This window comes from Mucilaginibacter gossypii (assembly GCF_017569325.2).
Lineage (GTDB): Bacteria > Bacteroidota > Bacteroidia > Sphingobacteriales > Sphingobacteriaceae > Mucilaginibacter > Mucilaginibacter gossypii.
Window position 1 is genome coordinate 4,468,474 of the sequence record NZ_CP071878.2, and the last position, 17,342, is coordinate 4,485,815.

At 42.1% G+C, this 17,342-nt stretch carries 17 protein-coding genes; 10 read left to right on the forward strand and 7 right to left on the reverse strand.

Annotated elements, in window-relative coordinates:
• Window positions 1–36 precede the first annotated feature (36 nt).
• The 5 genes from J3L18_RS18610 (at window position 37) to J3L18_RS18630 (ending at window position 8,826) form a co-directional block, all read left to right on the forward strand.
• Entirely contained in the window at window positions 37–1,071 is a 1,035-nt protein-coding gene (locus tag J3L18_RS18610; RefSeq protein WP_091172108.1) for a sensor histidine kinase, read from the forward strand.
• Window positions 1,068–1,772 (forward strand): LytR/AlgR family response regulator transcription factor, encoded by a 705-nt coding sequence (locus J3L18_RS18615; protein WP_243771452.1) that lies wholly within the window; start codon window positions 1,068–1,070, stop codon window positions 1,770–1,772. The genes J3L18_RS18610 and J3L18_RS18615 overlap by 4 nt, the downstream gene beginning before the upstream one ends.
• 607 nt (window positions 1,773–2,379) lie before the next feature.
• Complete coding sequence (locus tag J3L18_RS18620) at window positions 2,380–5,181, forward strand: TonB-dependent receptor (protein ID WP_129568408.1); 2,802 nt, start codon at window positions 2,380–2,382, stop codon at window positions 5,179–5,181.
• The gene (locus tag J3L18_RS18625) at window positions 5,172–5,984 is read left to right on the forward strand and encodes a DUF4249 domain-containing protein (protein WP_129568407.1); all 813 of its coding nucleotides are present in this window, start codon (window positions 5,172–5,174) and stop codon (window positions 5,982–5,984) included. Before J3L18_RS18620 ends, J3L18_RS18625 begins: the two co-directional genes overlap by 10 nt.
• Window positions 5,985–6,315: 331 nt before the next feature.
• On the forward strand, window positions 6,316–8,826 hold the full coding sequence (locus tag J3L18_RS18630; protein WP_129568406.1) for a TonB-dependent receptor: 2,511 nt from the start codon (window positions 6,316–6,318) through the stop codon (window positions 8,824–8,826).
• A gap of 194 nt (window positions 8,827–9,020) precedes the next feature.
• On the opposite strand, the gene J3L18_RS18635 is transcribed toward J3L18_RS18630, so the two are convergent.
• A complete protein-coding gene (locus J3L18_RS18635) occupies window positions 9,021–10,829 on the reverse strand; it encodes a MutS-related protein (protein WP_129568405.1) in 1,809 nt (602 codons plus the stop codon).
• A 63-nt stretch (window positions 10,830–10,892) separates the two neighbouring features.
• Here J3L18_RS18635 and rlmH point away from each other — a divergent pair, with 63 nt between their 5' ends.
• The 5 genes from rlmH (at window position 10,893) to J3L18_RS18660 (ending at window position 13,565) form a co-directional block, all read left to right on the forward strand.
• Window positions 10,893–11,366: a 23S rRNA (pseudouridine(1915)-N(3))-methyltransferase RlmH gene (rlmH, locus tag J3L18_RS18640; protein ID WP_129568404.1), complete on the forward strand. Its 474-nt coding sequence runs from the start codon at window positions 10,893–10,895 to the stop codon at window positions 11,364–11,366.
• Between the two features lie 175 nt (window positions 11,367–11,541).
• Window positions 11,542–12,480, forward strand: a complete 939-nt coding sequence (locus J3L18_RS18645; RefSeq protein ID WP_129568403.1) for a cation diffusion facilitator family transporter — start codon at window positions 11,542–11,544, stop codon at window positions 12,478–12,480.
• A 65-nt stretch (window positions 12,481–12,545) separates the two neighbouring features.
• Window positions 12,546–12,827 (forward strand): hypothetical protein, encoded by a 282-nt coding sequence (locus tag J3L18_RS18650; protein ID WP_129568402.1) that lies wholly within the window; start codon window positions 12,546–12,548, stop codon window positions 12,825–12,827.
• Between the two features lie 65 nt (window positions 12,828–12,892).
• Entirely contained in the window at window positions 12,893–13,300 is a 408-nt protein-coding gene (locus J3L18_RS18655; RefSeq protein ID WP_091172094.1) for a Dabb family protein, read from the forward strand.
• Complete coding sequence (locus J3L18_RS18660) at window positions 13,293–13,565, forward strand: hypothetical protein (RefSeq protein WP_208102415.1); 273 nt, start codon at window positions 13,293–13,295, stop codon at window positions 13,563–13,565. The genes J3L18_RS18655 and J3L18_RS18660 overlap by 8 nt, the downstream gene beginning before the upstream one ends.
• 40 nt (window positions 13,566–13,605) lie before the next feature.
• Here J3L18_RS18660 and J3L18_RS18665 read toward each other — a convergent pair whose 3' ends face one another.
• The 6 genes from J3L18_RS18665 to J3L18_RS18690 all read right to left on the reverse strand — a co-directional run bounded on the left by J3L18_RS18665 (window position 13,606) and on the right by J3L18_RS18690 (window position 17,308).
• Window positions 13,606–13,998 (reverse strand): type II toxin-antitoxin system HicB family antitoxin, encoded by a 393-nt coding sequence (locus tag J3L18_RS18665; RefSeq protein WP_129568401.1) that lies wholly within the window; start codon window positions 13,996–13,998, stop codon window positions 13,606–13,608.
• Window positions 13,991–14,254 carry a type II toxin-antitoxin system HicA family toxin gene (locus tag J3L18_RS18670; protein ID WP_129568400.1) on the reverse strand — a complete coding sequence of 88 codons (264 nt, stop codon included), beginning with the start codon at window positions 14,252–14,254 and terminating at the stop codon, window positions 13,991–13,993. The genes J3L18_RS18665 and J3L18_RS18670 overlap by 8 nt, the downstream gene beginning before the upstream one ends.
• A 168-nt stretch (window positions 14,255–14,422) precedes the next feature.
• Window positions 14,423–14,929: a DUF5606 family protein gene (locus J3L18_RS18675; protein ID WP_129568399.1), complete on the reverse strand. Its 507-nt coding sequence runs from the start codon at window positions 14,927–14,929 to the stop codon at window positions 14,423–14,425.
• 78 nt (window positions 14,930–15,007) lie between these two features.
• Window positions 15,008–15,445 (reverse strand): peptidylprolyl isomerase, encoded by a 438-nt coding sequence (locus J3L18_RS18680; protein WP_090534226.1) that lies wholly within the window; start codon window positions 15,443–15,445, stop codon window positions 15,008–15,010.
• A gap of 94 nt (window positions 15,446–15,539) precedes the next feature.
• A complete protein-coding gene (locus tag J3L18_RS18685; RefSeq protein WP_129568398.1) occupies window positions 15,540–16,706 on the reverse strand; it encodes a PDDEXK-like family protein in 1,167 nt (388 codons plus the stop codon).
• Window positions 16,707–16,804: 98 nt separating this feature from the next.
• Window positions 16,805–17,308: a hypothetical protein gene (locus J3L18_RS18690; RefSeq protein ID WP_129568397.1), complete on the reverse strand. Its 504-nt coding sequence runs from the start codon at window positions 17,306–17,308 to the stop codon at window positions 16,805–16,807.
• Between the last annotated feature and the right edge of the window lie 34 nt (window positions 17,309–17,342).

The following is a 17,342-nucleotide window of genomic DNA, read 5'->3' on the forward strand; positions in this document are numbered from 1 at the left end:
GAGTGCGGGTTTAAAATGAGGCTACCTTAGCATGATATGTTTAAACGGATAAAGCCGGCGCTTATTATCGAAATTTGTATCCACCTGTTATTTTGGGCATTGATCATTTTTACGCCCATCATTTCCAGGCCGGATATGCGCGGCTTTCCGCAGCCTGCTTTTTCATCAGGGCACATTATCAGTTTTAACCTGGTGCTCGCCGCCGAATTTTACCTGAATGCGTTTTTCCTTATTCCCAGGATCTTAAAAAATAATATCTGGCTTTACTTTTTTGCTTTGCTTGCCTCCTTTGTGGTGTTCAACGTAATACTAATGGAAGTACGACATTATTTCCCTGTGCCTCATTTTCCCTGGATGGGGCATCATCGTCGCCCTCCGGGGCCGTTCCTGGTTATTTTCCCCTTATTATCTGTCACCGCCGGCAGCTTTGCTTATCACTACCTGGCCGATCAGTTTAAAGCCATCAATAAAAAAAAGGACATTGATAATGCTTCGCTGATCTCTGAACTGGCATTTTTACGTTCGCAGATCAGTCCGCATTTTATTTTTAATGTGATTAACAGTGCGGTAGCGCTTTCACGTTTAAACCCTTCGGCAGTTGAACCTACACTCATCCAGCTTTCTAAATTGCTCCGTTATATGCTTTATGTAACCGATGCCGAAAAAGTTATGCTGTGCCAAAAAGAAGACTACCTCCGCAGTTATATCGAACTCCAGCAGCTCCGTTTTCGCGACCAGGTAAAGATCAGCTTCAGCTCGGATATCAAAGCTCCCGAAAAAAGTATTGAACCCATGCTGCTGATCCCCTTTGTAGAAAATGCCTTTAAGCATGGCACGGGCGATATTGATGCGCCGGCTATAACCATCACACTTTTTACCGACGAAAAGAACCTGCGTTTCAGCGTACAAAACGTGTACAACCCAACCGAATACAGTAAGGATAACGCCTCGGGTATTGGTCTGGCTAATGTTAAACGCCGGCTTGAGCTGTTATACCCCGGCAAACACAATCTATATATCAACAAAAACGAGCAGGCTTATATAGTTATGCTGCAACTGGAACTTAAATGATGCGATGTTTAATAATTGACGATGAGCCGCTTGCGCTCGACTTGCTGGAAGACAACCTGAAGCATGTAAATACCATACAGGTAGTGGCGCGTTGCCGCAACGCGGGCGAGGCTATCATAGCCATGCAAAAGGAGCAGATAGACCTTATTTTCAGTGATATATACATGCCCGGCATCAATGGTTTACAACTCATCAGGAGCTTGACACAGAAGCCCATGGTGATATTTGTAACCGCTTATGAAAAATTTGCGGTTGAAGGTTTTGAACTTGATGTGGTTGACTACCTGGTTAAGCCTGTACCCTTAGACCGCTTTTTGAAGGCCTGCCACAAAGCGCTCGACTTATATGAGCTTCGTCGCAGTTATGTGCCGCAGCCAACCACTAAAAACTATTTCTTTTTGCATGCCGATTATAACCTCGTTAAGATCAGTTTTGATCAGGTTGAATACATTGAAGGACTTAAAGATTATATAAAAGTTCACCTCATCAATCAGCAAAAACCGGTGTTGTCCCGCATCAGCCTCAAAGCTATTGAACTGCAATTACCGCCCGACCAGTTTTTCCGGGTACATAAATCATACCTCGTTAACCTCGACCATGTATCCCAAATGCGCCGTGCCCGTATCAAACTCATCAACACCGAGATACCTTTAAGCGACGGATATCGCGATGTAATCAACAGGATGATTGGGAAGGGGTAAGCTACTTATCTTTTCCGCAGCCACTCGTTACCTACGTACAATGATTGGAAGAAAAAAAGAGGGCAGAATTGCGCGATTCCCTCCCACCGGGAGCTACTTTGTGTACACATCTTTCAACTAAAAGAAAATGTCATTTCGAACCCTTGAAGGGTGGGAAATTGCGGGGCAAGGGTGAGAAATCTTATACGATATGCAGATTTACGCGATTAAAAACAGGGCGTAGAAGATTTCTCCTCACCTGCCGACGCACACATTCCCTCATGGTTCGTTCGAAATGACATCGTTTTTCAATTAATAATAGAAGAATTAAAGATGTGTGCACACAGTGGGTGTAGGGAGGGGTTTAGGCAGCATGCAATTGTGTTAAAAGCATAAAAAACCCTCCCTGCCACTACACATTCCAGCAGCACCCCTCGCCAGGGAGGAAATTATAGTTCGCCTGCAAAACCTCACCATTCCTGCAACTGCCACTAACAACTGCTACTAAGCAAAATCCCCCTGCCACACATCCGGGCATCTGGTCTACAGAAAACCTCCCATGGTCGATTTTATTTGAGGCGCTTCAAAACATGGTGCATTTTCGGCATCGAAGAAAACATACCCCTACATGAAGAAACTTTCCCTAATGTTAATAAGCTCCCTGATTTTGTGCGGTACGGTGGCCCATAGTCAGCAAACCCAACAAAAGCTAAAAAAGATTGTAGTTAACCATTTTTTTTCGTGCCCGCTTGATGAGCTCTTTGATACACTGGCCATGAACTATAAAGTCCGCATAGTATTTGAACGGGAGCCTTTACATGAGATGGACGTTGTGGAGCACTTTTTTGAAGAACCGCTTAAAAATGTAATTGCCAAGGTTTGTAATGAAAACAACCTGCATTACTGGATAGAATCAACCGGCACTATCTACATCCTCCAAAACACCGACGATCTGGCGCGGCTGCAAAAACTCAACAAGTTGTCACTGCAGGCATCTAACGCGGTAAAGGCTAAAGAAATTGAAGCGCCCAAAGCCAAACCCAAACATTTTTTGGTGAGTATTAACGGGCGGGTAATTGATCAGCAAACAGGCGAGTCGCTGCCATCGGCTACGGTGAAGATCAGGGGGACCGACCTCAACGTTATGACCAATGCCGATGGTTATTTTACCATGTTCAGGGTACCTTCAGATACATCGGTAGTGGAGGTCTCCTATACAGGTTACCAAACGGACTATTTTAGGCTGAGTAGCGAAAAGCTGAATTCGCCGCTGATCTGTGGGTTATATTCATCGCTCAACAGCTTAAACGAGGTTACTATTACGGGTAAAAAAAGCGGCGTTATGAATACCGATAGCAGGCAGGTTGGCGTGTTACAGCTTTCGCCGGCCAATTTAGATAAGCTGCCAACCATGGGCGATAAGGATGTGCTGCGGGCTTTCCAGCTGATGCCCGGCGTAAGCGGTACCAACGAGTCATCATCAGGTGCATATGTACGCGGCGGCACACCCGACCAGAATTTGGTTGTACTGGATGGTTTTACCATTTACCAGGTTGATCACCTGTATGGCTTTTTCAGTGCTTTCAATGCCAGTGCCATTAAGGATGTGCAATTATATAAAGGCGGCTTTACGGCCAAATATGGCGGCAGGCTTTCGAGCGTTACCGAACTCAACGGAAAAGAGGGTAACAAGAACGAAACCAACATCGGTACCGATTTGAGTTTGCTGAGCGCAAGCGGTTACCTGGAAACGCCGCTTTCTGATAAATCGACCTTGCTGTTAGCAGTAAGGCGCTCATACCAGGGGCCGTTTTACAACAAGATATTTAACCAGTTTAATCAAACATCAACCACGCAGGGCGGCGGTCCGGGTGGTGGTGGCCGGGGAGGCTTTGGCGGCGGCGGTTTTGCTAACCAGATTACCCCAAGCTCCTACTTTTATGATTTTGATGCCAAGTACACGTACAGCATCAATCAAAAAGATAAAGTATCATGGACTTTGTACACAGGTACCGATAAAACAGATAACAGCAGGGAACTGGGCCTGCCATCGTTCCTGTCGTCGGGCAGCAGCGGTATCAACATAACCGATTATACCAAATACGGCAACCTGGGCAGCAGTATCAAATGGTTCAGGCAATGGAATAAGAAACTATACTCCAACAACTACATCACCTACTCATCCTATTTCAACGACAGGAACCGCAGTACTTCGGGCTTTTCACAAATCGATACCAACGGCATCTCACATACGCTGAGCAATGGCACGCTTGAAACCAACAACCTGAAGGATGTAAGCTATAAATCTGAGTGGGAATGGACAGTTAGCAACAAGTATAAGCTGCTCTTCGGGGGTTTTGCGTCCTATAAAAAAATAGATTATGAGTATACCCAAAACGATACAAGCAAACTCATCAACCAGCATAACAATGCCATGTTAGCGGGTTTCTACACCGAGCTGGCTATCGACCCAAACAATAAATTTCATATTCAGCCTGGTTTACGGGCCAGTTATTTCGGCCCTACATCCAAACCGTACTTTGAGCCCCGGCTGTCGGCAAGTTATAGCCTTACCGATAAATTTACCATAAAAGGCGCAACCGGGCAGTTTTACCAGTTTGAAAACCAGGTGATCCGCGAGGATATTTTAGCCGGGAACCGTAATTTCTGGGTACTATCAAACAACAGCAATATCCCCGTTGGCAGGTCAAGACATTTCATATTGGGCACCAGCTACGAAACAGACGAGCTTTTATTCAGCGTTGAAGGATACTACAAAACATTGAGCGGCCTTACCCAGTACACTGTAAGGCAAACACAGCCAGCGGGCGGCGGTTTCAGGATAGAGGCTAACCAAAATCAAACGCAAACCGTTACTGAAAACTTTTATGAGGGAACCGGTCGTGCCAAAGGCGTTGAATTTTTGGTGCAGAAAAAAATGGGGCGTTATACCGGGTGGATCAGCTATACCCTTGCCCAGGCCCAGAATAAATTCTCGGCTTTTGGCAATGATTATTATGCTGCCGACCAGGATGTGCGCCATGAGTTTAAATCCATCAACATGTACCATTACGAGCGCTGGAATTTTGCTGCCACTTTCCTGTTCAGTACCGGACATCCTTACACCGCCCCCCTATCCAGCTATACCATTAAAACCGTTGACGGCAACAGCATCACTTACCTCAACATCAGCGATAAAAATGCCGAACGTTTGCCGGCTTATCACCGGCTGGACATGTCAGTGTCATATGATCTGTTGAAGATAGACGGGCATAAAATAGGCTCTATAGGCTTGTCGCTGTTTAACGTTTACAATCATACCAACACCTGGTACCGCGAATACCAAATGCAGAACAACCAGGTTATCACTACCGATGTTAACTACCTCGGCTTTACCCCTAACGTTACATTAAGCTTAAGATGGAAATAAAAACATACATACGATATACATTTTTTGCACTAATAGCCGGCTGCCTGATGATGGCATCGGCCTGCAAAAAAAATTCTTCTGATACTGATGCGGTAAACAAACCGGTTGTTGAAGCTTACCTGGTTGCCGGCCAACCGCTTTCGGTAAAAGTTTACCAGCAAAAAGACCTGACGGATACTGCTACTTATGGATCGGCCATTACCGGGCTGACAATTGATGTAAGCAATGGTACACAGACGGTAAAACTTACCGAAGGAACAAACGGAACTTACACTTACAGCGATGCCTCGTTCGTAACTGCCGGTAAAACTTACTCCATGCAGTTTACTTATAATAATGTGGCTGTGAGCGCGTCAACAGTGATGCCGGGCAAACCAGTTGGATTTAAACTAACCGACAGTGTATTCCATGAGCCTAATACGCTTGATCAGGCTTATAACGATAAGGTGCGTGCTACAATTACCTGGACAAACCCCGATTCGTTACAGCATATGCTGCTTTTCAAAAACACCGATAGTAATCCTTTTGAAATCATTGCAGTGCGGAACAATAGGAACCCAAGTTTCGAAATCAATACCGAACGTGCCTCTACATACAGCATAACGCAAACCACTTTCAAATACTACGGGGTTTATAAAGTAATATTGCTAAGGGTAAACGACGAATACATTAATATATTAACCAGCAATACCCGCGGCAGCTCACAAAACCTGGTAAATACCCCAACCAATGTTGTTAACGGCCTCGGTATTTTTACCGCTATGCAAGCCGACACCTTGAATTTGAGGGTAACGACAGAGTAAAATCTGATAATTGGTATTGAATCATCTGCTGGCACAAGTTGTCCCGGTCCTGGCTTACTTGTGCCTTTCCTAAAAAACGGTGTTGAATCCAGATTTACGAAGTTTCAAAACTTCGTAAATCTTCCCTAAGTTTTATCACTCCTAATTGACATGGTTTTTATATCGTTGTCACCTCATTGCAAATCCCTCTTTTTAATCCCCCATTGTAAAATCCCCGGTTACATCATAATAGTGTAACTTATACATTACAAATGCACTATTTGTAAAAAAATAAAAATTCAGCATGTAACATTTAAAGTATTTTCGCCTCCAATTACCAAAATAATACTAAATGAAACGTTTTTACATACTTATTGCATTATTCTGCTTCGCGTTATCGGCTCAGGCCCAGTTTGGTGTGGGCGGCGGCGGACCTACAACAACAGGCAGAATATCAGGCACTATCATTGATTCGCTAACCAAAAAACCAATGGACTACGCCTCGGTTGGTTTATATCGCAGCGGAGGCAAATCGCCAATTACCGGTGTTGTAACCGATGAAAAAGGTAACTTTAAATTGGACAATATAAAGCCGGGCGTATATAAGCTGGCTATCTCTTTTATAGGTTACCCAACTAAATATATTGACCAGGTAACCACTACCCCATCAAAACCAGATGCTAAGCTTGGCCAGGTACTGTTGGCCCCAAGCTCACACGCGCTTAAAGAAGTTTCGGTAGTTGGCCAGGCCGCATTAATCGAAAACAAGATCGATAAGATAGTTTATAACGCGGAGAAAGATCTTACTGCCGCTGGCGGCAACGCTACCGATGTGTTACAGAAAGTGCCTTTGGTTGCTGTCGACTTAAATGGTAACGTATCCATCCGCGGCGACCAGAACGTACGTGTATTGATCAATGGCAAGCCATCCGGTGCTACATCTGCCAGCCTATCGGATGTGTTGAAAACCATCCCCGCCGACCAGATCAAGAGTATCGAAGTGGTAACTTCGCCATCGGCAAAATATGATGCAGAAGGTTCGGCCGGTATTTTGAACATAATTACCAAGCAAAAAAATGTTTCAGGTATCAGCGGTTCAATCAGCGGTGGTGTTGGTACACGTCAAAACAACGGCAACGCCAATATCAACTATAACCACAACAGGTTTAGTTTATCGGCAAACGCCGGTGGTAACGCAACATGGCCTCAAACCTCGCTTACCTCAAGCGATCAGAATTTTAATTACAGTGACCCTACCAAACACTATGAGCAAACATCTACAGGAACCAGCCGCGTTAAACGTCACGGCGTAATAGGCTCTGTTTCGGCTGGCTATGATTTTAACGCGTACAACAACTTACGTACTTCTATCCGTTTAAATCAGGGTGGTTTTGATCCGCATTCGCTGTCAACCACAAATCAAACTTATTATTTTGATCACACCAAAGATCAGTCTTACACTTCTGATGGTCGCGGTCACAATAGTTTTGGTGGCTTTGACTGGAACATTGATTACACACACAAATTTAAAAAAGAAGGTCATGAATTGGACCTGTCTGCACAATGGAGCCATAGCAAAATTGTTACCGATTATACTAACTTGTATTCGGCGGTGTTTGATTCCCTTGAAAACAATATTAATGGTAAAAACAACGAGTATACTATACAAGCCGACTATACTTTACCTGTAAGCAAACTGCTTAAGCTGGAAGCCGGTGGTAAAAACATCATCAGGAGGATAAAAAGTATTTCGGATTATTTTGTACCGGACGGAAACGGCGGTTTTGTATTCAGCGATCCAAACTCAAACAGGTATAATTATAATCAAACAGTTTGGGCCGGTTACACCGTATTAACTTTCTCTCTGCCTAAAGGCTACTCCATTATGACAGGTGCAAGGCTTGAAAATACGGATATTCACGGCGAGCCAATCAATAGTGCTCAAAATCTTAGCCCTTTTGATCAAAACTATAATACGTTTATACCAAGCTTAACTTTTCAAAAGGCACTTACACCTACTCAAACTATCAAATTATCATATAGCAAGCGTATAACACGCCCAAGCTTACAGTTTTTGAACCCGTTTGTTAACAGGAGCAATATTACAGCACAAACAGTTGGTAACCCCGACTTAGCGCCCGAAATATCGCAAACAGTTGAATTGGGTTACAACACATTCATAAAATCGTCTGTGATCAACCTGTCTGCTTATTATAAGCATACATCAGGCTTAATTGAAGGTATAGTTGAAAACCTGCCACCTAATGGTGATCAGAACGCTACTTTAACTACCTATCAAAACATTGGCGTAAATAACTCATATGGCGCAAGCTTTTTTGGTTCGGTAACCCCGTTCAAGATCCTAACCATACGCGGGCAAATCAACGCTTACACCTATAAGCCAACCGCTATTGACCAGTTTACGCACCAGCAAACACAAACCAATACTTATGTGCAGTACAACGCATTTTTAAGTGCTCAGCTTACACTGCCAAACAACTTTATAGCTGAGGCATTTGCTGTTGAAAATTCGGCACGCCGCACCATTCAGGGCTCAAACCCATCGTTCAGCATTATGGGCTTTGGCTTTAAAAAACAGTTTATGCAAAAGAAACTTGCATTGGGTATTAATGCCATTGAGCCATTCAATACTTACAAAAACTTTAATACCGACATAAAAACGCCAACATTTACACAAAGCAGCAAATTTGCGTTCCCATTCCGTTCGTTTGGTGTAACGTTTAGCTACAGCTTCGGTAAATTAAGCTTCAGCAATCCTAATCAACAGAAAAAAGGCATCAACAATGATGACATGAAACAAGGCGACCAGGGTGCCGGCGGTTCACCGACAGGAGGCCGATAATCTTTAAGAGTCAAGACTGTTAGAGTCAGAATATAAGAAAAAACTAAAGAGCCGGAAGCGTAAATGCTTCCGGCTCTTTTTCTGAACCAGGATTGTCTGAACTCGAATTTGTTGAATTCATTGAATTGACAGAATTTTAAAATTCGATAAATTCTTAAAATTCGTTTAATTCGAGTTCAGACAAAATCCCGGTTCTATTCCGCGTCCACCTCAATCCCTATCTGTTTAAGCAATAGTGAGGCGTTAAAAGTTTTGCATTCACCGTGCTTGATCTTGTAATCAAACAGCATTTCGCCGTTCACTACCTGGATATCAAAATAAAAATTACGTACGTAATCAGGATATTTGGTTTCGAGATGGGCTATCTGTAAATCGTGAGTAGCTACCATACCCACCGCATTTTTGCGGATGAGTTGCTCGATAACCGCCTTTGAGCCGAGGTACTTATCAACCGAATTGGTACCGCGCAGCATTTCATCTATCAGGAAAAACACCTTCGGCTCATTTTCGACCGCGGCCAGCAGCATCTGCAGACGGTCGAGCTCGGCCTTAAAAGTCGATGTGCTTTCATTGAGCGAATCTTTGATGCGCATATAACTGATCATGGTGATCACCGAAACCTGCATGCTTTTGGCACAAACCGGTGCACCGCTTAAGGCCAACACGGTATTAATGCCCACGGTACGCAAAAAGGTACTCTTGCCGGCCATATTTGATCCGGTGATGATGTCAACTTTAAAGGTATTATCCAGTTCGTAATCATTTTCGATACGTTTGGCTACATCAATAAGCGGATGGGCAATGGCTTTAGCTGTAAGGGTATAGCCCTGCCTGTCGTCAATAACAGGAAAGCACCAGTCCGGGTAATTTACAGCCAAACCGGCCAGGCTCAATAGTGATTCAAAATCGGCAATGACATCAAAGGCGGCTTCAAGGCTGTCTTGGTTTTGCCGTTTCCAGTTTTCAATGGCGATGATCTGGCGGATATCCCACAAAAAAAACAGGTTGAGTACAAAGCCAATTAATAGGTTAAGGTGATAATTAAGCTTATTGATCAGCTCTCCCAGCTCTTTTATTTTAGCCGATGTTTTATCTGTTTTAAGCTGTTGTGCTAATATATTGTTATAGGGAGCTTGCCATTGCTGGTCTTCAATGCACTTAAATACATTTGCATAGTTGGATAAAGTATCACCTATTTTACCGGCAATAAGATCGGCTTTGCTGATGTAGGCTGCTTTTGAAAACACCACCCCCATATTAAACAAGCCAACCACGATGGCCGCAAGCTTAGCCGGCGAATAAAAATAAGCGACTACCAGCAACGCCGTAAACAGGTAAGGCGCTATTTTGGTATAAGCGGCAAGCCATTTTTCGCCTGGCATATCGAGCGGAATGTGCAGGTATTTGAAAAGGTTTTTAAGCTGGTTTACATCCTGCTTTATGGCAAATATAACGCGCGTTTGCAGGTCGAGCTTCCAGCTGTTCTTAGCGGCTATTTCTTTAACGGCTTCCTGTCGTTGCGATACTGTTTGCTTGCTTGCCGGAGCATTGAGCCAACCCGCCAGTTTACTATTACCCGGCGTGGTTGCGGTGCGGTTGATGAGTTGGTATAAGGAGGCATTGCCGTAAATATCCAGGTCGGAAGTGTAGAAGTGTTTATCGTTAGCGTAGCGTGCGCCATCGTTGTAGATATTGCCGTGCGTTTGGATACTGCCTATCTCGTTTTCATTTACCTGCTGCAGATCGTCATAATACTGTTTCTGCTTTTCAAACGCACTTTGTCGCGCTACCAGCCAGGCAAAGGCAAAAACCAGCAATACAAAGGCTATGGCGATAATACTAAAATTATCGAAGTGAATGGCAAAGGCTATAGTTACAGCCACCATGGCAAAAATGCCGAGCCTCAGCAGTGAATAGGTATTGGCAAGCTTCTTATATTTGGCCGCTTCTGCAGCGGCGAGGCTTGCCCTTTGCGTATAATCGTTTATAATTGTTTGTTCCATGTGCAGATAAATTCAACCAAAATAAACACATATATTTTAAATAAACGTTTATTTGTTGCAGATATGAAGATCACGTTCCTTACGGTTGGAAAAACAGAGGATGCCTATTTAAAGGAAGGCATTGATAAATATGTAAAACGGCTAAAACACTATACCAAACTGGAGCTTGCCGAAATCCCCGAGTTGAAGAACACCAAAGCCCTGAGCCCCGAGCAGCAAAAGGCCAAAGAAGCCGAGCTGATCCTTAAAAAAATAACGCCATTGGATTTTGTGATCCTGATGGATGAGAAAGGTTCTGAATTTACCTCAACCCAGTTTGCGGCTTATATCAATAAAAAAGAAGTTACCACATCTGCCAATTTAATATTCATCATCGGCGGGCCTTATGGCTTTGATACCTCCGTTTACCAGCGGGCTAACGACAAGATCTCTCTTTCGCGCATGACATTTTCACACCAGATGGTACGCCTGTTTTTTGTGGAGCAACTGTACAGGGCTTATACCATTATGAAGGGTGAGCCTTATCATCATGAGTAGGACTGAACCATGATTTATAGGATTTTAGGATTTCATGAATTGGCCTGATAATTTATATTCATAGCCCAATTCATGAAATCCTAAAATCAAGTTAATCAAGGTTCAAAAATGAACAACACATGAATCTGCACATCCATAATCTGCACATCTGCACATCTTTCCCTACCTTTGCTAAATGTCAGCAGGTCACGATCATTCACACTCACATTCGCACGGGCACCATCATCACGACCATGCCCCTAAACTTGATCATTTAAATTCGGCATTTATTTGGGGCATAGTGCTTAACTCGGTGTTTGTGGTGGTTGAGGCAATTACAGGTTTTATTACACACTCGTTGTCCCTGTTAACCGACGCCGGCCATAACCTGAGCGATGTGGCCTCCCTCGCGTTAGCCTTGCTTGCTTTTAAACTCACCAAAGTAAGCGCTAACAGTAAGTATACCTACGGCTATAAGCGGTCGACCATCATCGTATCTTTTTTTAACGCGGTAATATTATTTGCAGCCGTTGGTTTTATTATTTATGAAGCGGTTACGCGCTTCATGAACCCCGAAACAGTATCGGGCGGCACCATGGCCTGGGTTGCTTTTATAGGCATTGGCATTAACGCTTTTACAGCCTGGCTGTTTGTTAAAGATAAAGATACCGACCTCAATATTAAAGGCGCTTACCTGCACATGGCCGTTGATGCCATAGTATCCTTTGGTGTGGTGATATCTGGTATTATCATATACTTTACCAAACTGTACTGGATTGACAGCGCAGTGAGCCTGATAATAGGTTTTGTGATATTACGCGGCACCTGGAGCCTGCTTACGGCCAGCCTCCGTTTGGAAATGGACGGCGTACCTGCCGAAATGGACCTTGATAAGATCAAAGCCGAACTTAAAAAAGCCAAAGGTGTGGTTGATGTTCACCATATGCACGTTTGGGCGCTCAGCACTACCGAAAACGCACTTACTGCCCACCTGGTGATCAAGCCTGAAGCTATGGCCGATTTTGATAATATCAAGCATGACCTTCGTCACCGTTTGGAACATCTGGATATCAGCCACAGCACTTTTGAACCCGAATTTTCGGAAGAAGGGTGTAAGCAGCCGGAGTGTTTGTAGGTTAGTTTTTCCTATTTCATAAAATTCCTCATTTTCTTATTTTTAAGGTAAACAATTACCTTAAAATGAGCAAAGCCCAAACCTTAAAAGTACTATCCGTTATCACCTTTCTTGAAATCGTCGGGATGGTAATATGGCCAATTATATTGGGCTGGGGCCAGCTTATGAGCTCGGCGGGACTACTGCTTTCCATTATATTCGTTTTTCCGATTATTTACTACATCATTTTTATGATATTCCTGTCCCGTTATGCGCAAAGAGATGTGCAGAATCAGAACATCGGGCTTGTAATATTTTTAAATGTGCTGCCTGTTATTGTGCTGCTTTATATTTTGGATGTGTTTTGATTGAAACAACTTATAAACGTTTTTAAATAATTCTTACTACCTTGAAAGCGATTATTTAACCTGTCATGAAATCAACCCGAAGAAAATTCATAACCACAACAGCGGCACTGGCTGCAGGTACAGTTACAGCATCGGCAATATCGCTGAAAGAGCAAAAAGAGGAATGGCCAATAGTTCACCATGTATTTTTCTGGCTTAAAAATCCGGGATCAACAGAAGATCGCGATAAACTGGTAGCGGGTGTTAAAACCCTTGCCAAAATTGAAACCGTGCGTAAGCTCCGCGTAGGTATTGTAGCCAGTACCGAAAAACGCGACGTAGTAGATAACTCCTGGGCGGTATCCGAGCTGATGTTTTTCAGCGACCTGGCCGGACAGGCAACCTATCAAACTCACCCTATCCACCTGGAGTTTATTAAAAACTGCAGCCATCTTTGGGAAAAGGTAATTGTTTATGATGCGATGGATGTATAATTTCAAAAACCTATTTACCGCGAAACAAGTCTGCGCCGACATTGCTACTCCAGAGGAAACACCACTTTTAAAAAGAAGGCCAGCACCCGGCGCTATAAAAGAAGCGTTGAATCATGCTAACGGTTGGGTGTATGAAATAGACGCCACATTTGAGCATGATGTAAACGTGCCGCCGCAAGCTATCAAAGGCGCCTGGAAAGTGGATTCAAGTGGAATAATTGAAGGAGATTTTATCCCCAATCCTAATTATTTAGCTAAGAAGTAAAATATATCTTAAACAAAAAAAGCCGGTTATTCGGCTTTTTTTATGCAATCCCAATTAATTCGTCATCCCCTTTAGTTGATATTTTGATGAGCTGCTCTTTTCGATGGAGTGCAAAATTCATCGCCATTTTAACAAACTCATTTAATGTGATGTTGTTGATTGCCGCAAATGTTGAAGCCTCTTTATGCAGGGCAGAAGGGACACGAACATTAAATGTACCCTTGTATGTTTTATCCGGCGATTTACCAATTTCGTTACAGGTATCAATGTAGTCTTCAACGGCTTCCTCAAATGCAGCTTTAAGTTCTTTCACCGATGTCCCTTCAAAATTAACCAGGTCATTGATGCCTAAAACTTTACCGTGGAAAACTTCATCGGAAGCGCTGAAATGCACCGATCCATAATAGTTCTTATATTGCAAGATATCATTCATCTTTTAAGTATCCTTTTAATCTCAGAATTTCAATAACGTCTTTTATTGCGTATTCTTTTAGTACATTGGCAGGATGGGGTTTGTGAAGGTTGATAATATTTTTATCTGCATCAACAAACTTTCTTCTTGATCCTCCTGTTTTCCCACCTTTTAACTCCTCAAAGCCAAATGTGCTTAGTATTTTGATTAGCTCATCCCAGGTAAAATCTTTGGGAATAGATAGCATACGAGCTATTAGTTTTTCTTGCCTTGACATTTTTTGATATTTCCGTACTTATCATAATTAAAATTCCTTTCTACAGATCTACGGGTAAGTTCTTCAACCAATTAATTGACTTAAGTACAAACTTAATAAAAACGCCGCCCATTTGCAACTAAAAATTAGTTACAATAGACGGCGCCACTAAGCCACAAAAAAAGCCGATTATTCGGCTTTTTTTGTGGCTTTTTTAGCTTTTGCTTTTGGAGCTGTTGGTTCGGCTTCCGGTTCAGCAGTTACTGCCTCGGCAACCGGCTCTTCTGCAACCGGGGCAGGTGCCTGGGTTGGATCGGCCTCTTCAAAAATTGGAAGCGGTTTTAATATCTGGAACCAGGCTATTACCTTTTTAATGTCTGATGAGTAAACTTTTTCCTCATCATGATCAGGCGCTACTTCATAAAAGAAGGTACGTAATGCTTTGCCGTCGGCTTTAACATCAGGTATGTTTGATGCTGATTTCATGCGCTCAAGCACATCAGTTAACCTGATATCGTCTTCAACACCAAAAATGGTGATCTCGCTTAAAGCAGCTAATTTAGCTGTAGAAAGGTTAGCTATCAGCTTTGTTTTTTGTGCATCTAAACTCTCCAGTACGTAGCCGGTTTTATTTTGTGCCAAAGCTTTCCATAAACCCGGTTTTCCTGATACCGATACAATTCCCTGTAAATTCATATATTTTTTGTTGGTGCTGCTTGGATGAGTAGTTTATTATGTTTAGCTAATAAACTACTCACCTCATCAACTACTCACTTAATCTTCAATAACTTCGATTCCTAAAATTTTATCTCCCTGGCGAATAGCGTCAACAACGTCAACATTTTCAATCACCTTACCAAAAACGGTATGGTTACGGTCAAGGTGGGCAGTATTTGTGCGATTGTGGCAGATGAAAAACTGTGAACCACCAGTGTTGCGGCCTGCATGTGCCATTGAAAGCACACCACGGTCATGGTATTGGTTGTTGCCGGTAAGCTCGCAATCAATTTTGTAGCCTGGGCCACCAGCACCTGTACCGGTTGGATCGCCGCCCTGAATCATAAAATTAGGGATAACACGGTGAAATATCACGTTATCATAAAAGTTTGATTTTGCTAATTTTTTAAAGTTAGCAACGGTATTAGGGGCATCCTGATCGTAAAACTCTACGGTCATGTCGCCTTTTTCGGTTTTGATTATTGCTTTGCTCATGTTTTTGTTTTTTTGAAAACAGTTGGCAAAGGTAATAAAATTGAGGATTAAAGAAAAAGGTTAAAGGACGAAAGACCTTGAATGTAAATCATCTTTATAACTCAATATCATTAGTTAAATTGAGAAGATATTTTACCTTTTCAATAATCATGTCAGCCATCCGGCCATCAAGAATTGCCTGCCAAGCTTCTAATTCATTCCAATTATTATATGGAGAATCAAGTTTTCTAAACCAAGGACACCAATCACTCTCTTTTAAGTAACCGCTGAATACCTTTTTTATTTTTGACCTGAGTGCGTCGTGAATAGGAAATTTTATAGGATCTTGCTTCGCAAAAAGGCCATAAATCATATCTTTATCATAGTACTGAAATTGAAATCCGATATTCAGATATTCCCAATCTGGCTTCCAAATCCAAATACCGCTATTACGCTTTTCAAAATTAATATCGTAATGACTTTCCACACCTAACTTGTGTAACTCGCTTTCAACTTTCTTACCAAAATCTTCTGAAACTTTTTGACATGCTTTATCTAAATTTTTTGATATAGCCCATGAAGTTTCAATATGAAGCTTTAATAAATCGCTTAGTTCCTCTTGCATATTTTGATTTTGGGTTTGTTCTGTTAAATGCCTAATTAAATTAATATAATGTGTTATGGCTTCCCTTACTATCGGGTAGACCGAAACTTCTTTGCGGCATTGTTCTAACCAAATTATTACATCTTGTTTATAAGAGTAGGACTTATAATGTATCCCTTCTTCCAATTGCCCCTTACTACTTTCAGAAGGAAGTTTCCCATCTAAAGTAAGATAAACGATGTCAGCATCAATTGAATAATTAAAATAGCGTGTAAGTTGAAATTTCTGATCGCTTGCATAAATCTTATTTTCGATTATTATTTGGTGATTATACTTATCAGTAATTGAGATATCTATTCTACCACCTTCGGTACCATCGTCACTTATTTTTCCAATATTATCTTCTACTTTAACCTTACACGACATGCTGTCTAAAAGATTGCCTTTGAAACAAAATAAATTTATAAATAGCTTTAAAAAAGTATCCTTTTGCCCATGACTTCCTTTTGGATTTAATAGTTCTGCAATAAAGGCCGAATGCATTCTAACCTCAGAAGACTCAAGCTTTAATATTCTAAAAACGTTAAAGCTCTCTCCAGTCAGTTCATCGATCTTTTTATATCGGGTGGCAATCGCCTCAACTTGATTGAGCAGATTTTTGTATTTCGATAGTTCCATTTTTTGCAGTAAGGTTATCCTATTATAAAAATATAATAGATATGCTTTTCAATCAACATGAAATCTCCGCAGATAATTCGAGCAGATACCAATTTAGCTTACCAGGGTGTAAAAGTCATGGTAAGTACTTTTTCTTTTGGCGAATAACTAATCTCGCCTTTTCTTTTTGAATCAAACATTTTAATTTCCGAAAGCGGCTTTTTATAATCTTTACCCAATTCGGCCAATTGGGCAAAAAACCAGTCGAGTCCTTCCTGATCACCTAAAGTATTAGCAAACCAGGCCAGTTTTTGCAGTTCGGCAAGGTTCACTTTTTCGTCGGCAGTAAAAACGTAAGTCCATTTTACTATCATCAGCTCATCGGGCTTACCGATTAATTGAGCCCTGCTTCCGTTGGCATCGACAGCAACAAAATTGGGCAGCAGGCTGATATCTGTATCTTGTTTAAATACAAGGTCTTTATCAGCCTCGGTTAGCCTTTTTATTAGCACATCACGATTAAGCCTCATTCCTGCACCACTGCCTTGAGCATGTGCAGGTAAAAAGCACGTTAACAAAACAGCTACAAGGAAATTATTTCTAACGATGACAGCTAAACTCATTTAAGGCCCGGATTTAACAACGCCATAAAACTAA

Bases quoted from the DNA above. Each gene is read 5' to 3' on its own strand.
- J3L18_RS18610 (WP_091172108.1), top strand. From the start codon at position 37: ATGTTTAAACGGATAAAGCCGGCGCTTATTATCGAAATTTGTATCCAC.
- J3L18_RS18615 (WP_243771452.1), top strand. From the start codon at position 1,068: ATGATGCGATGTTTAATAATTGACGATGAGCCGCTTGCGCTCGACTTG.
- J3L18_RS18620 (WP_129568408.1), top strand. From the start codon at position 2,380: ATGAAGAAACTTTCCCTAATGTTAATAAGCTCCCTGATTTTGTGCGGT.
- J3L18_RS18625 (WP_129568407.1), top strand. From the start codon at position 5,172: ATGGAAATAAAAACATACATACGATATACATTTTTTGCACTAATAGCC.
- J3L18_RS18630 (WP_129568406.1), top strand. From the start codon at position 6,316: ATGAAACGTTTTTACATACTTATTGCATTATTCTGCTTCGCGTTATCG.
- J3L18_RS18635 (WP_129568405.1), bottom strand. From the start codon at position 10,829: ATGGAACAAACAATTATAAACGATTATACGCAAAGGGCAAGCCTCGCC.
- rlmH (WP_129568404.1), top strand. From the start codon at position 10,893: ATGAAGATCACGTTCCTTACGGTTGGAAAAACAGAGGATGCCTATTTA.
- J3L18_RS18645 (WP_129568403.1), top strand. From the start codon at position 11,542: ATGTCAGCAGGTCACGATCATTCACACTCACATTCGCACGGGCACCAT.
- J3L18_RS18650 (WP_129568402.1), top strand. From the start codon at position 12,546: ATGAGCAAAGCCCAAACCTTAAAAGTACTATCCGTTATCACCTTTCTT.
- J3L18_RS18655 (WP_091172094.1), top strand. From the start codon at position 12,893: ATGAAATCAACCCGAAGAAAATTCATAACCACAACAGCGGCACTGGCT.
- J3L18_RS18660 (WP_208102415.1), top strand. From the start codon at position 13,293: ATGTATAATTTCAAAAACCTATTTACCGCGAAACAAGTCTGCGCCGAC.
- J3L18_RS18665 (WP_129568401.1), bottom strand. From the start codon at position 13,998: ATGAATGATATCTTGCAATATAAGAACTATTATGGATCGGTGCATTTC.
- J3L18_RS18670 (WP_129568400.1), bottom strand. From the start codon at position 14,254: ATGTCAAGGCAAGAAAAACTAATAGCTCGTATGCTATCTATTCCCAAA.
- J3L18_RS18675 (WP_129568399.1), bottom strand. From the start codon at position 14,929: ATGAATTTACAGGGAATTGTATCGGTATCAGGAAAACCGGGTTTATGG.
- J3L18_RS18680 (WP_090534226.1), bottom strand. From the start codon at position 15,445: ATGAGCAAAGCAATAATCAAAACCGAAAAAGGCGACATGACCGTAGAG.
- J3L18_RS18685 (WP_129568398.1), bottom strand. From the start codon at position 16,706: ATGGAACTATCGAAATACAAAAATCTGCTCAATCAAGTTGAGGCGATT.
- J3L18_RS18690 (WP_129568397.1), bottom strand. From the start codon at position 17,308: ATGAGTTTAGCTGTCATCGTTAGAAATAATTTCCTTGTAGCTGTTTTG.